The sequence below is a fragment of the Spirochaetota bacterium genome (assembly GCA_026415295.1).
Taxonomy (GTDB): Bacteria; Spirochaetota; JAAYUW01; order JAAYUW01; family JAOAHJ01; genus JAOAHJ01.
Map to the genome: position 1 here is coordinate 46,997 of JAOAHJ010000008.1, position 13,751 is coordinate 60,747.

Below are 13,751 nucleotides of genomic sequence, written 5' to 3' on the forward strand. Positions count from 1 at the left end.
GATTTTAATTTTAATTATAAAAATATTTTAAATTGTTTTCCTTATTAAGGTTCCATTCAGTAGTTTTATATTTTTTTTCTATTAAAAAATAAGTTTCTTTTTTTTCTTCATCTGTTAATTTATCATCAATTAACTCTATTGGTAGTGCTTCTTTAAAACCATTATAAAAAGCTTCTTTTACTTTTTTAATTTCAGGGATGTAACAAAGTTGCTCTGAAATAGATGTTGCTTTATTTTTAAATATATTTTTTAATTGTTCCCTTTTTTCTATTGGTTCAATATTTAATAAATCAAATAATTTATCTATATTTAAAATTATAGGAATAGAACCATGTTGTAAAAGTAAACCATTAAATCTTTTTTGAGCAGATCCTATAATTTTTTTATTATTAGCAAGTAACTCATAAGAGGATGGTGCATCAAAACAGGCTGATGTAGTATGAGGTATTTTTCCATTAATTGGCTTTGAGATATTAGCATTAATACCTAAATTTTTTAAACCTTGTAAAAGTGCATTTGATAAAATTTTATATGATTCATTAATAGATGATGGTATCCAATCATATTCAAGAGGGATTATTATTGTGTAAGTTAGTTCTATATCATGTAAAACAGCTCTTCCACCAGTAATTCTTCTTACAAGATCAATTTTATTTTTTTGTAAACTGTCAAAATTAACTTCTTTGTTTGCATCTTGAAAATATCCTATTGATAAACATGGGGGGTTCCATCTATAAAATCTTAATATAGGAATAGATAATTTTTTAAAAACTTTATAAGAAAGAACTTCATCTAAAGCCATATTAAAATAGCCATCATTTATATCAGTATCGATAAATCTTAGTTTATAAATGTTTTTTTTATGCATTTTTTTGTCCTCTATATAAAAAATTAAAATTGTTCAAATCGATAAAATATTTATTTAGAATAGCATTTTTTACAATTATCAAATAATTAAAACATAAATTAATATTTATTAGCAATAATTAACTTTACTTTTTAGTTCTATGTTTATAATCATTATTTAATGAAAGGTAAAAAAATAGATAAAATTTTCAATAATTTTTATGAAAATAATCCTTTAAGATTTGGAATGAGAAAAAGGGAAATAGAGAAACATTTTTCAGTAGATTTCTATAATTTTTTTAATATTATGAAGGAATATAATGATAAATATGATTATAATGGAGTAGTATTTTATAAAAAAAATAGAGAAATATATCTAAATGAAAGTTTGGAAAAATTAAAAAATGAAATTTTAAAGTATTTCGTAGAAATAAATAAGCTTGATTTAGATTATTTTGAAACTAGCTTTAAAATAAATAAAAAAGCTATATTAAATATAATCGATTTTTTAATTGATACAAAACAGTTAATAGAATTGATAAGTGGTAGGTATTATCTTAAATCTCAAATTTATAAAAAATATTTAAACATTGTCATAAATGAATTAATGTCAGGTCCTAAAGAAACTTCCTACTTAAAAGATAAACTTAATATTTCTAGAGAAAAAGCTGTTATTTTTCTTGAATATTTAGATAATCAAAGTATAACAAAATTTCAAAATAACAAAAGAGTTTTAATCAAAGCTATAAATGAGATTGTATAGTTCTGGGAAGGTATTTTTAAGTTGTTTTAGAGGGTTTGGCAGTTTATGGATTGAATGAGGGAAAATTATTTCTCCTTTTGTTTCTTTTAAATAAAAGTGGGGTTCAGTGAAATTAGGTTTTACGGTCCATGTATAATTGGAATCTTTATCAAAATATAGTGAAGCAATTCTTATATTTTTATGATTTAAATTTCTTTTTAGTCCACTTTTTAATTTATCAACTACAGGATTTACATCTTTGCCGGACTTAAATAATGTATCTATAATAAGAATTTTGTCATCATAATTAATGTTATCTATTAGATATTGTAAACCAATAATATTAGATTTATAAGATAAATGTGATGAGGTTGTATTTATTGCAACATGATCTGGGAGCTTTCTAAATTGACCTGTTAATTTATTTAAATATTTATAAGCTTCATGAATATAAATTCCAGTCAAAACTCCACCTGGCCACAATGCAATTAAATAATCAGGTTTAAAATCAGAATAGAAAATATTTACTCCAAGTTTAATAGAATCATAAAAAACTTCTTCCGGTGTTAACCAATGATAAGGAGAATAATCAACTGATTCTGTTTTATAGTTTTTTTTATTAAGGATTTCAAAAGCTTCTTTATCTCTTTCTATTAAATAATTTTCTTCATTTGAAAAGAATAAATCTGAAATTTCATGAGGATAATTGACCCATATATCTTTATCATAAGAGTTTAAAAATGTTACATCTATTTTATGCAAATTTTTTTCTGGTTTAGAATCGAGAGTAGCTATTTTAATATTTTCTGGCATATTTTTACGTGTTTTTATTTTTAATAGATCAATTAAAGTTTTTATTGTTTCTCCTGTATCAAAAATATCATCTATAATAAGAAGATTATCTTCAGGTACAACAACTTTAATAACATGTTCAAGTCCTTTAATAATAATATCTTTTTGCTCAAAATTTTCATTATATGATGATGTTGTTATAGAAGTATGATTTATAAAAATTCCTTTTAATCTAAAGTATTCGTTTACTCCAAGACCAATTATAGTCCCACCTCTCCATAAAGATATAGCATGATTTGGTCGAAATCCGTTCTCATATAATTTTTTACCGAGTTTAAAAGATTCAATTAATATTTCTTTAGGGTTTTTATATAAAAATTTCATTTTATTGACCTTTTTATTATTATTTTTTTTGTTATTAATTTTTCTTTTATTATTTATTAAAATATATCAAAAAAAATTTTTTTTAAAATTAAATTTAAAATTAATATTTTTATAGTGGGAGTATGATGGTTGTTTTTGGAATTAAAAAACCAAAAGAGAATCATGCAACAAAAAATTTACTGGCTTAAATTGAAATGCGAAATGTAGTATTAAAATTAAATCTTAAAATATAAGAAGAATGGAAATTCTATTTTTAGATTAATAAATTTATATTATATTTATATAAAAACATTAAATAAGAGGGAAATCTAAAAAATTAAATATTTATTTTTATTTAGAAAATTTTTGAATTTAATATTGTTTTATAATAAAATAATTTTATTTAACTTATTAAAAAAATAATATTTATTGTTTTAATTTAAATGATTTGACATTGTAAAAAGTTTTATTAATATTTTTATCACAGATATTGACTTAAAAAATATTTATTTGTAACTAAATATCATAGTAGAATTGATTACCTAATTAATATATAGTTTATTTAATTAATTTTTTATGGAGGTAATAAAATGAGATATTTATTTACTTCTGAATCTGTTGGCGAAGGACATCCAGATAAACTTTGTGATCAAATATCAGATGCAGTACTTGATGAAGCTTTAAGGCAAGATCCAAAGGCAAGAGTTGCTTGTGAAGTTATGGCAACAAATGGTGTTATCATTATTGGTGGTGAAATGACTGTTGATGGTTACATTGATATACAATCTGTAGCAAGAGGGGTTATTAAATCAATAGGTTATACTGATCCTGACTATGGTCTTGATTATAAATCATGTGGAATTTTATTAAATATAAATTCGCAATCTCAAGATATAGCTATTGGTGTAGATGAAGATCCAACAAAAAATAAAGATATAGGTGCTGGTGACCAAGGAATGATGTTTGGTTATGCATGTGATGAGACACCTGAATTAATGCCAGCGCCTATAATGTTTGCACATAAGATTATGTTAAAGGCAGCTGAAGTAAGGAAATGTGGTGTTCTCCCTTTCTTAAGACCTGATGGTAAATGTCAAGTTACTGTAGAATATGATGGAGAAAAGATTAAAAGGATACATACAGTAGTTCTGTCTCATCAACATGATGAAGATGTTCCTTATGCTACTTTAAAAAATGAATTAATAGAAAAAGTTATTAAAGAAGCTCTTCCTAAAGAATTGTTTGATGATAAGACTATTTATTATATTAATCCTACAGGAAGATTTGTTATTGGAGGCCCTCAAGGAGATACTGGTTTAACAGGAAGAAAGATAGTTGTAGACACTTACGGGGGTATGGGTAGAGTTGGTGGGGGAGCTTTTTCAGGAAAAGATCCTACAAAAGTTGATAGATCTGCTGCATATATGGCAAGATATATAGCTAAAAATATAGTTGCAGCAAAAATTGCTAGGAAATGTGAAATTGAACTTGCTTATGCAATAGGAATATCACATCCTGTTTCAATTAATATTAATTTTTTTGGTACAGGAAATATTTCTGAAGAAAAAGTTGAGAAAATTATTCCAGATATATTTCCATTAACTCCACATGGTATTATAGATTATTTAGATTTAAGAAAACCGATTTATAAAGAAACAGCAACTTATGGTCATTTTGGAAGGTCTAAATTTAACTGGGAAAAAACCGATAAAGTAGATGAATTATTAAAAAAATTAAAGTAAATTTTTAAAAAGAAGATAAGTTTTATTTATTAGTAAAATTTATATTAAAAATTTACAATAATTAAATTTGTAATTATTATAAATTTTTCTAATTATTTTTATTTTATATGTTATAGTGATTATAAGGTTGAGAAGATAATAAATATTTAAGGTAGAGATAATGAAAAAGAAAAATGGTAAAGGAAATTTAAAAGAGAGTTTAGAGCTTGAACAAAAGGCGTTACTAAATATTAATGAAAAAGATGATAAAAAAACTGAAAATGATGTTTCTAAAATGAAAGTAAAAAGTAAGAAAAAAGAGAAAAAAATAGAAACGATAAATAAAAATGATTATTTTTCGAGACTAAAATATTATTGTGAAAAGAAGAGTTTAAAAAATCATTTCTGGAAACAGATTTACAATATTGTATCAACAAAAAATGATTATAATTCTTTGGAATTATGGGAACAAAAATTATTTGACTCAGCAATAAAAAAAAGAAATAGAGCTATAAACAGAAGAATATTTTATTATATTTTTCAAGGTTTAATTTTATCATATTTTTTTGTTAAAATAACATTGATTGATCAAAAATTTTTGGATTTATCTTTCGGTCTTGTTACTCCAGGGATTCAATATTTTTTAATTGTAGCTTTAGGTGTTATTTTTAGTTTTTTTGAATTTAGATTAGGTGAATATGAAACATTTTCTCTTTCTTTTATGGTCCCATATATATTAATTATTCTTTATAATCCTTTTTTTGCAATGCTAGGTATAGCATTTATTTTTTTAATAAAAACTATTAGAACATATATAAAAGATTATAAAGAAGATAGAAGCTTAATTAATTTAAGATATTATTTTAATACTTTTGGTGGTTTTTTACTTGATATTTCTCCATATTTCATAATTACCATATTTGTCAACTATTATATTCATAAATTTATTCATAATATCTATGAATTTACTTTTATTAATCTTTTCTTTTTTATAGTTATGTTTTTTATATCTGCTTTAATTCAAACATTTTGGGTGCTTTTTTTTATTTCAACTGTAGGCTATAACATTAGAAAACTAATAAATTCTTCAATATTTGCTGGTATTTTTATAGATGTAATTAACTGTTTATTAGGAATGGTTTTTATTCTTTTTATTAGAACCTATCATTATTCTGGATTTCTTTTAATATTTATTATTCTCTTTGGAGTTAATCTTGCTTTGTTAAAGCTAACTGATTTAACAAATCAAAATATAAAGGCAAAAAAGGAAATAGAAGAGGAAAGATTAAAATTTAGAAAAGCATTACAGGAAGTATCTATTATTTCAGATAAAATATTAAATTTGATGGATAAAAGTAAGAAAAACTCATCTAAAATTGATGAAGTTATTTATAACTATGAATCTGAATTTAAAAATACTAAAAATTTAATTGATAGTATAAATGAAAGACTTTCTTTTTTATCTAAGAATTTAAATTCATTAAAAGATAAACTTGGATCAGTTTTTGATAAAATAGAAAACTCTTCTGATATTTTGATGAGCTTTAATGAAATATTCAATAGTTTAAATAAAACATTTGAAGAAATGCAGGAATCTCTTTTATTGATAGATGATATTTCAGAACAAACAACTTTGCTTGCTTTAAATGCTTCAATAGAAGCAGCAAGAACTGGAGAAGCAGGTAAAGGTTTTTCAGTTATAGCTGGTGAAATTAGAAAATTAGCTGAAAAATCAAGTTCTACAACTTCTAATATTTATGAAAATATTAAGTTAACTCTTGATGAATTAAAGAAATCTATTCAAATACAAGTAAAACTAAATGATACTTTTTTTACTCTTCAAAATGAGGTAAGTGGTTTTGATATTTATTTTGATCAGATTTATGTTAATACTGAAAATATACAAGAGAATACAAAAAATTTAGTTGGTAAACTTGATAGTTTTCTCAAAATAGCTTATGATTTTAATTCTTTAGCTGGGCAATTTAGAACTTTATTTAATGAAATAAAAGTTGAACTTGATTCAATTAAGAATATTATGAGAGCTTAATTTATAAAATATTAACAAATAAAAAAATATTTCTATTAATGTTATAATATTTAGAAATTGAATATTAATGTTTCAATATTATTAAGAATTAAATAATATTTTTGTTAAAATTATTCAATTTTAATTTCTATTTAATTCATAATTATTTCTCTTAATAAATATTTACCTTGACAAAATATTATTAAAGTATAATCTTTTTTAACCTCTTATCCCTTAAGTGAGATATAATAACTTGGGGTTAAGGGATCAAAAGACCATGGGAGGTAATAATGTTTAATGCTTATGAAATGTTAGTTGTTTATTCTTTAAAGGAGGCTTCAAGACTTGATAGTTTCAAAGAAGAAACTAGGAAAATATTTAAAGAAAATGGTTTTGAGATTTCTAAAGAAGAGGAGATGGGGAAAAAGATCCTAGCATATCCCATCAATAAAGAAAAAGAAGGCTATTACTATCTTTTTTATCTTAAGAATTCAAAAGAAGCAAATTATCAAGATTTGCACAAACAGATTAAAAGAAGAGATTTTATTTTAAGGTATTTAATGCTTGGGGTTGATGAATCTAAGATTCAAAAGTTAAAAAAGAAAGAAGAAGAATTTAAAAATCTTAAAATTGAGATTAGGAAAAAGAAAATGCAAAAAGAACAGGAATCTAAAAGTAATCAATCACAAGAAAATAAGGTAGAAGAAAATTTAAATTAAAAGGAATCATTTATGAGTTTTGATTTTATAAATTTGGTTATAAGTGGAAGATTAACAAGAGACCCTGAGATAAAAAAGATAGATAATCCAAATGGCCAGTTAAATATTATGAGATTTACGATTGCAAATAATTTTAAAAGAAGAGAAAATGAAGCTAATTATTTTGATTGTGAATTCTGGTTTAGAGATATTTCAAATTATTTTTATGACAGATTAAAAAAAGGAACATTTGTTGTATTGAATGGTTATTTAAGGCATGATAGATGGACATCTAAAATTGATCAAACTCAAAAAAATCGAATAATAATAGTTGTTACAAATATTTTAAGTCTTGTAACTAAGGATAATAATAGAGTGAATGATGGTTTCGAGAAAAAAGATGTTAAAAATGGTATTTCTGAGAAAATTTTAGATTCAACCAAGGTAAATAATTTTTCTGATAATTATGATAATATTGATCACAATATAGAAGAGTTCAGTGATTATGGAGGTGAAGATCCAGAGTTTGAAAACTATAATTCTTTCGATGAACCAAATAATTTTTCATAATGTAAAAAGTTAAGTCTTATTAGTAAAAATTAATTTTTTAAAAACATTAATAAGATAATTGGAGGAAAATATGATGGATAAAATAGACTTAGAAAATAAAAGAACAAGGTTTTTGTTAAAAAAGAAGGTTTGTAGATTTTGTACAGATGGAATTTTTTATATTGATTATAAGGATGTTAATTTATTAAATAAATATATAATGAGTAATGGTAAAATTTTACCACGAAGAATAACTGGTACATGCGCTAAACATCAAAGACTAGTATCTCTTGCAATTAAAAAAGCAAGACATGTTGCTCTTTTACCTTATAAAAAATAAAGAGTTAAATTAGTAATAATTTAGTCAAAATTAATTTTTAATTTTCAATTTAGAAAAAGAGATAGTTAATGGTGTGATTAATTAGTATGCTTTATTAAATTAAATTAAAAATATGTTTAGTAAAAAAAATGAAATAAAAAGGTTAAATTTTTTATCAATTTTATTTTACTTTTTAATTCCTATTTTTTCTATAGGTCCTTTTGTTAAGTTATTTAAAAATAGTGGTTTTAAAAAAGGATTGTTGGTAAATTTATTTTATTTTTTAACTTTTGATTTTATATTAAAAGTATTAATTTTTTTATTTTCATTAAAAGATTTAGAAATATTATTAATACAAGTCTTTTTTGATTTTATATTTTACTTAGTTTTTGTAGTGTTAATAGGTATTTTTGTTTTTAATATTATAGAGAATAAAAAATTTGGTAATTTATTAAAGATTTTATTAATTTCAATATTTCCACTGGTATTTTTAATATTAATATTTTTTATAAAAGATAATTTTTTAAATGAAATTATTCTATCAAATTTTTACAAAATATTTGATTTACAAGATAGTTTAAAATTAAATAAAAATTTTATTTTAGAAATTACTGAAAATTTAAAGTTTTTAATAAATTATGTATATCCAAAAATTATTTTACCATTTTCTTTAATTACTGGTTATTTAATTTATCAGAATGTTTTATTTTATAATTTTTATGAAAATAAAGTAACAATTTCAAATATTAATTTAAATAATTTTTTTTCTTGGTTATTCTTAGTATTTTTATATATATTTATTTTTATCGTTTTTATAATTAAACAAAAATATATTATTTTAGAAAATATAGTTTACAATCTATTTTTTGGATTTACAATACTATTTTTTTTTCAAGGATTGGGTGTTATTTTTTATAGATTAGAAAATAGTAAGTATGATTTAAAATTTATTAAAAATATTAAAGTTCTGTTTTTTTGTATTTATGTTTTGCTTATTATTTCCAGTATTTATTTATTTATTATTTTATTTTTTTTAATTTCTTGCCTTGGAATTCTTGAAAATGTTTTTAAATGGAGAAATAAATTAATTACTACAGGAGGAGATAAATGAAAATAATTTTATTGAAAGATGTTGAAAACTTAGGTCTAGAAGGAGAAATTAAAGAGGTAAAAAATGGTTATGCTAGAAATTATTTGCTTCCAAATGGGTATGCTATTGAAGCTACAGATAATAATATCAAGAATTTGCAAATAAAATTAAAAAAATTGGAAGAAATTAGAAAAAAAAGGCTTGCTACTGCTTCTGAGAAAAAAGAGATGCTTGAAAATATTCATGTTATAATAAAAGCTAAGGTTGGAGAAAAAGGCAAATTATATGGCTCAGTAACTACGAGTGAAATAGCTGAATTTATTAAAAATTCTGGTTATACAGAAATAGATAAAAAGGATATAAGGATTCCCCATATTAAGGAAGTAGGAGAATATATAGCTTCTGTAAAAATAATAGAGGGTATTACTGCAAATGTAAAAATAAAAGTTGAAGGAGAAGTTGTAAAAGAAGAAACAAAGGAAGAAAAAAAAGATTTTAAGGGTAAAAGAAAGACTTACTCAAAAAATTTTAATAGAAAAAGTAATAAAGAATCAGATAATAAAAATAAAGAAGAATAGAATATGTTAAAAGTACCCCCATATTCTGAAGATGCGGAGAAAGCTGTACTTGGAATTTTATTAACTGATTCAGAAAAAATATATGATTTAATTTATTACCTTGATGAGGAAGATTTTTATCTTCCTCATCATAAAGTTATAATAAGAATTATTAAAAATTTAGCAATAAAAAACAAAGCTATAGATATTCTTACAGTTTCACAGGATTTAAAAGAGAATAATTTGCTTGATAAAGCACTGGGTATTGATTACTTAACTTCATTAACTGAAATAGTTCCTACAACATCTAATTTTTCTACATATTTTGATATATTAAAAGACAAATCATTAAGAAGGAATATAATATCTTTATCAAATCAAATAATATCTGAGGCTTATGATCTTTCTACAGAAACAAAAGTTTTAATTGATAAAATTGAATCAGAAATATTAAAACTTACTGAAATAGATTATAAAGATAAATTTATTATTTTAAAAGAACTACTATTAAGAATTATTGATGATATTGAAACAAGAATAAAAAACAATGTCAAATATACGGGTCTGCAAACTGGATTTAAATTACTCGATGAATTAACTTCTGGTTTTGAAAAAGGTAAGCTTATAGTTATTGCAGCAAGACCTTCAATGGGTAAGACAACTTTTGCCTTAAACCTTGCTGCTAATATGGCTTTATACTTTGATTATAATGTTGGTTTTTTTTCTTTAGAGATGCCAGCAACTGATTTAGGTTATAAAATTATATCTCAGGTAACTAAAATACCCTATGAAAATATAAAAAGAGGTATATTACAATATTCCCAGATGCACGATTTAATTGAGAAGATATCTTCTATATATATAAAAAATTTGATATTTGATGATACTTCTAATGTAAGTTCTTTTGATATTAAACAAAAAGCAAGAAGATTAAAGATTAAAAAAAATATCGATATTATTTTTATTGATTATCTCCAGATTATATCTCCACCTAGAGGTGTACAACATGATAATAGAAATGTAATTATTGGGGAGATTTCAAAAAGTTTAAAAATTCTTGCAAAAGAGCTTGATATACCAATTGTTGTTTTATCTCAACTATCAAGACAAGTTGAAAGAAGAGAAGATAAAAGACCACTTTTGTCTGATTTAAGAGAATCTGGTGCAATCGAACAAGATGCTGATATTGTTGCTTTTTTACATAGAGAAGATTATTACAAAAAAAAAGATAAAAATAAAGAAAACGAAGAAATTAAAACTAGAAATATAACTGAATTAATAATTGAAAAACATAGAAATGGTCGAAAAGGTAAAATTTTATTTGAATTTTTTCCGGAATATTCACTTTTTAAAGAACTTGAACATGAAATTGTTTAATTAAATATATTTATTATGGTAGAAAAGAGGAAAAATACTTTTTTCTTGTTATTTATAGTTTATTCATTGATATATTTTTTTATCCTTTTTATATTTTATAAAATAAATAACTATAAAGAAATTATTTCTTATTTAATAGTGCTTGATGAAATATTTTTTATAATTTTTATATTGCTTGAAATCGAAAGATTTATTTATTTTAGTAGAGTATATAAAATAATTGAGTATGATTTTATAAAGAAAATTTCAAATTTTATTAATCTTTTTTTTCTTTTTTTAAAAGAAAATTTTATAAACTATATTATAGTTATTTTTTTTACTATTATTTTTCACAAGATAGGTGATCAATTTAATTTAAATTTTCAAAATCTTTTTTGGAAAAACTTATATATATTGTTGAAACAAATTATACTATTATTAGTTTTTTTTGTATTGAGAGCTTATTATTTAGATTTTTTTGTTAAAATTAAACTTAAAACTAATCAGATAATCGTTATTGGGTTTTTGTTTTTAATTTTTTTCGGAGCTTTTTTACTTATTCAAAATTTTTCAATTAAAAACGAAATTAGTTTTGTTGATGCTCTATTTATGTCTACCTCTGCTGTTTGTGTAACAGGATTAGCAGTGAAAAGTGTATCTAATGATTTTTCAAATATTGGAAAAGTTATCCTATTATTTTTAATGCAGATAGGTGGTTTAGGAATAATGTTCCTTTATGCTTCAATTGTTAATTTGCTACCTGAAAAAGTTTCATTGAAAACTTATATTTATACTCATGAGGCTTATGATGTTTCAACTAACAGAATCAATGTAAATTTAATTTTTAGGTTTATTTTTATTTATACTTTTTTTATAGAATTAATAGGTTTTATTTTATTTTTCATTAAGTTTTATTTTTTATTTAATAATTTTGCTAAGTCAGTCAAATATTCTTTGTTTCATTCTATATCAGCATTTTGTAATGCAGGTTTGTCTTTGTTTGACAATTCTTTTGAAAATTTTTACAATGACACATATATTAACTTAACATTAATTTTTTTAATAACAGCAGGAGGTATAGGTTTTTATGTTGGCTATGATATTTTAAGAGTTTTAATGAATAGGATTAAAATTAAATATGATAAAAAAAGCAAAATTAAAAACAAAATTTACTTAACTTCTCAAAGTAAACTTGTTTTGTTTTTTTATCTTATATTAAATATTTTTGGTGCTATTTTATTTTTTATAATAGAAAAAGATAATAGCTTAGCCAAATTTAACTTAAAAGATAAAATATTAGCTTCACTTTTCCAAGTTGTAACATCAAGAACTGCGGGATTTAACACAGTTCCTATTGGAGGATTAAGAGTTACCAGTTTAATAATATTATGTATCCTTATGTTTATAGGTACAGCATCTGGATCTACAGGAGGGGGAATAAAAGTTTCTACATTTGGAGTTATTATTTATACTTTTGTTTCTTATATTAAAAATAGTAATATTATAAGATTTCATAAGAATAGAAGAATAAGAAATATTACTGTAAGAAAGGCTTTTTCACTTTTTTTTGCTCAGATATCATTTATTGTTCTTTGGATTATTATTTTAACATATATTGAAAACTTTAGAGAAATTAATATAATTTTTGAAACTTTTAGTGCTTTTGGGACAGTTGGACTTTCAACAGGAATAACTACTAAGTTAAAAGACATTTCAAAAATATTTATTATTATTGCCATGTTTATTGGGAGAATTGGGCCATTAACTTTAGTATCTGCTATGAGCAGGGAAGAAAGAACTGTTCAATATAATTTACCACCTGCTGATATTAATATAGGTTAAACTTTTTTAAGTATATTAAAAAATATATTTATATTAAATAATTAATAAAAAGAAATTTGAGGTATTTATGAATAGAGTTTTAATTTTAGGATTGGGTAGTTTTGGAATGTCTTTGTGTGAAAATTTAGTCAAAGAAGGAGTTGAAGTAATAGCAATTGATAATAATCCTTCAAAAACAAATTTAATTAAAAATATGGTTGTTGCTGTATATGAAATAGATATAAGAAATGAGGATTTTTTAAATATAATTTCAGATATTAAGAACATAGATTATGCTGTAATATGTGTCGGTGATAATATGGAAGCATCTTTACTGTCGGCCCTAACATTAAAAGAAAATACAGATATTCCTGTTATTGCAAGAGCTACTTCAAAACAACATCAAAAAATTTTAAAAGCAATTGGGGTTGATGAAATAATATTTTTAGAGGAAGAAGTTGGGGAAAGGCTAGCTCAACGTATTTCTAAAGGTCATGTTTATAATTATGTACCTTTAAGTGGAGATCATAAAATAATTGATGTAAAAGTATCACCAGGGATGGTTGGTAAAATGATTAAAGATTTAAATATTAGAGAAAAATATAAAGTTAATATTATTGCTATAAAATCAAAAATTGCTGTTCTTGACAAAGAAACTTTTGACAATGTATTTAAAGAAGAAGTGAAAGAAGTTCCAACTGGAGATTATGTTCTTAAAGACAATGATATAATGGTAGTTGTTGGAAAGAATCTTGAAGTAGACTCTTTTGTAGAAGCAGTTGAAAGAGATGCTCTTGATTGAAAAAAATTTATAAAAAATAACTAAATTTAAAATAATGTTAATTGTTTTAAAATATTTTAAAATAAA

13 protein-coding genes are annotated in these 13,751 nt (G+C 22.6%); 11 read left to right on the plus strand and 2 right to left on the minus strand.

Annotation, left to right across the window (positions count from 1 at the left end; genetic code table 11):
* Positions 1–10: 10 nt before the first annotated feature.
* Positions 11–868: a lipoate--protein ligase family protein gene (locus N3A58_02375; protein MCX8058242.1), complete on the minus strand. Its 858-nt coding sequence runs from the start codon at positions 866–868 to the stop codon at positions 11–13.
* A 159-nt stretch (positions 869–1,027) separates the two neighbouring features.
* On the opposite strand from N3A58_02375, the gene N3A58_02380 reads away from it, so the two are divergent.
* Complete coding sequence (locus N3A58_02380; protein MCX8058243.1) at positions 1,028–1,609, plus strand: SelB C-terminal domain-containing protein; 582 nt, start codon at positions 1,028–1,030, stop codon at positions 1,607–1,609.
* Here the strand turns inward: N3A58_02380 and N3A58_02385 are convergent.
* A complete protein-coding gene (locus N3A58_02385) occupies positions 1,580–2,764 on the minus strand; it encodes a phosphoribosyltransferase family protein (GenBank protein ID MCX8058244.1) in 1,185 nt (394 codons plus the stop codon). The genes N3A58_02380 and N3A58_02385 overlap by 30 nt on opposite strands.
* Before the next feature lie 569 nt (positions 2,765–3,333).
* Here N3A58_02385 and metK point away from each other — a divergent pair.
* From metK to N3A58_02435, 10 genes are all read left to right on the plus strand, one after another.
* The gene (gene metK / locus N3A58_02390) at positions 3,334–4,485 is read left to right on the plus strand and encodes a methionine adenosyltransferase (protein MCX8058245.1); all 1,152 of its coding nucleotides are present in this window, start codon (positions 3,334–3,336) and stop codon (positions 4,483–4,485) included.
* A 160-nt stretch (positions 4,486–4,645) separates the two neighbouring features.
* Positions 4,646–6,514 (plus strand): methyl-accepting chemotaxis protein, encoded by a 1,869-nt coding sequence (locus N3A58_02395; protein MCX8058246.1) that lies wholly within the window; start codon positions 4,646–4,648, stop codon positions 6,512–6,514.
* A 269-nt stretch (positions 6,515–6,783) separates the two neighbouring features.
* A complete protein-coding gene (gene rpsF / locus N3A58_02400) occupies positions 6,784–7,212 on the plus strand; it encodes a 30S ribosomal protein S6 (protein MCX8058247.1) in 429 nt (142 codons plus the stop codon).
* Between the two features lie 12 nt (positions 7,213–7,224).
* A complete protein-coding gene (locus N3A58_02405) occupies positions 7,225–7,761 on the plus strand; it encodes a single-stranded DNA-binding protein (protein MCX8058248.1) in 537 nt (178 codons plus the stop codon).
* Positions 7,762–7,831: 70 nt separating this feature from the next.
* Positions 7,832–8,080, plus strand: coding sequence for a 30S ribosomal protein S18 (rpsR, locus tag N3A58_02410; GenBank protein ID MCX8058249.1), 249 nt, complete (start codon positions 7,832–7,834; stop codon positions 8,078–8,080).
* Positions 8,081–8,192: 112 nt separating this feature from the next.
* Complete coding sequence (locus N3A58_02415) at positions 8,193–9,170, plus strand: hypothetical protein (protein MCX8058250.1); 978 nt, start codon at positions 8,193–8,195, stop codon at positions 9,168–9,170.
* A complete protein-coding gene (rplI, locus tag N3A58_02420) occupies positions 9,167–9,727 on the plus strand; it encodes a 50S ribosomal protein L9 (GenBank protein ID MCX8058251.1) in 561 nt (186 codons plus the stop codon). The genes N3A58_02415 and rplI overlap by 4 nt, the downstream gene beginning before the upstream one ends.
* 3 nt (positions 9,728–9,730) lie before the next feature.
* Positions 9,731–11,083: a replicative DNA helicase gene (gene dnaB, locus N3A58_02425; protein ID MCX8058252.1), complete on the plus strand. Its 1,353-nt coding sequence runs from the start codon at positions 9,731–9,733 to the stop codon at positions 11,081–11,083.
* A gap of 15 nt (positions 11,084–11,098) precedes the next feature.
* Positions 11,099–12,904 (plus strand): hypothetical protein, encoded by a 1,806-nt coding sequence (locus N3A58_02430; GenBank protein ID MCX8058253.1) that lies wholly within the window; start codon positions 11,099–11,101, stop codon positions 12,902–12,904.
* 67 nt (positions 12,905–12,971) lie between these two features.
* Positions 12,972–13,685 (plus strand): TrkA family potassium uptake protein, encoded by a 714-nt coding sequence (locus N3A58_02435; GenBank protein MCX8058254.1) that lies wholly within the window; start codon positions 12,972–12,974, stop codon positions 13,683–13,685.
* The last annotated feature ends 66 nt before the right edge of the window (positions 13,686–13,751 follow it).

What these genes read in the sequence shown, in the direction of transcription:
- N3A58_02375 (MCX8058242.1), bottom strand. Translation starts at nt 868, where the DNA reads ATGCATAAAAAAAACATTTATAAACTAAGATTTATCGATACTGATATA.
- N3A58_02380 (MCX8058243.1), top strand. Translation starts at nt 1,028, where the DNA reads ATGAAAGGTAAAAAAATAGATAAAATTTTCAATAATTTTTATGAAAAT.
- N3A58_02385 (MCX8058244.1), bottom strand. Translation starts at nt 2,764, where the DNA reads ATGAAATTTTTATATAAAAACCCTAAAGAAATATTAATTGAATCTTTT.
- metK (MCX8058245.1), top strand. Translation starts at nt 3,334, where the DNA reads ATGAGATATTTATTTACTTCTGAATCTGTTGGCGAAGGACATCCAGAT.
- N3A58_02395 (MCX8058246.1), top strand. Translation starts at nt 4,646, where the DNA reads ATGAAAAAGAAAAATGGTAAAGGAAATTTAAAAGAGAGTTTAGAGCTT.
- rpsF (MCX8058247.1), top strand. Translation starts at nt 6,784, where the DNA reads ATGTTTAATGCTTATGAAATGTTAGTTGTTTATTCTTTAAAGGAGGCT.
- N3A58_02405 (MCX8058248.1), top strand. Translation starts at nt 7,225, where the DNA reads ATGAGTTTTGATTTTATAAATTTGGTTATAAGTGGAAGATTAACAAGA.
- rpsR (MCX8058249.1), top strand. Translation starts at nt 7,832, where the DNA reads ATGATGGATAAAATAGACTTAGAAAATAAAAGAACAAGGTTTTTGTTA.
- N3A58_02415 (MCX8058250.1), top strand. Translation starts at nt 8,193, where the DNA reads ATGTTTAGTAAAAAAAATGAAATAAAAAGGTTAAATTTTTTATCAATT.
- rplI (MCX8058251.1), top strand. Translation starts at nt 9,167, where the DNA reads ATGAAAATAATTTTATTGAAAGATGTTGAAAACTTAGGTCTAGAAGGA.
- dnaB (MCX8058252.1), top strand. Translation starts at nt 9,731, where the DNA reads ATGTTAAAAGTACCCCCATATTCTGAAGATGCGGAGAAAGCTGTACTT.
- N3A58_02430 (MCX8058253.1), top strand. Translation starts at nt 11,099, where the DNA reads ATGGTAGAAAAGAGGAAAAATACTTTTTTCTTGTTATTTATAGTTTAT.
- N3A58_02435 (MCX8058254.1), top strand. Translation starts at nt 12,972, where the DNA reads ATGAATAGAGTTTTAATTTTAGGATTGGGTAGTTTTGGAATGTCTTTG.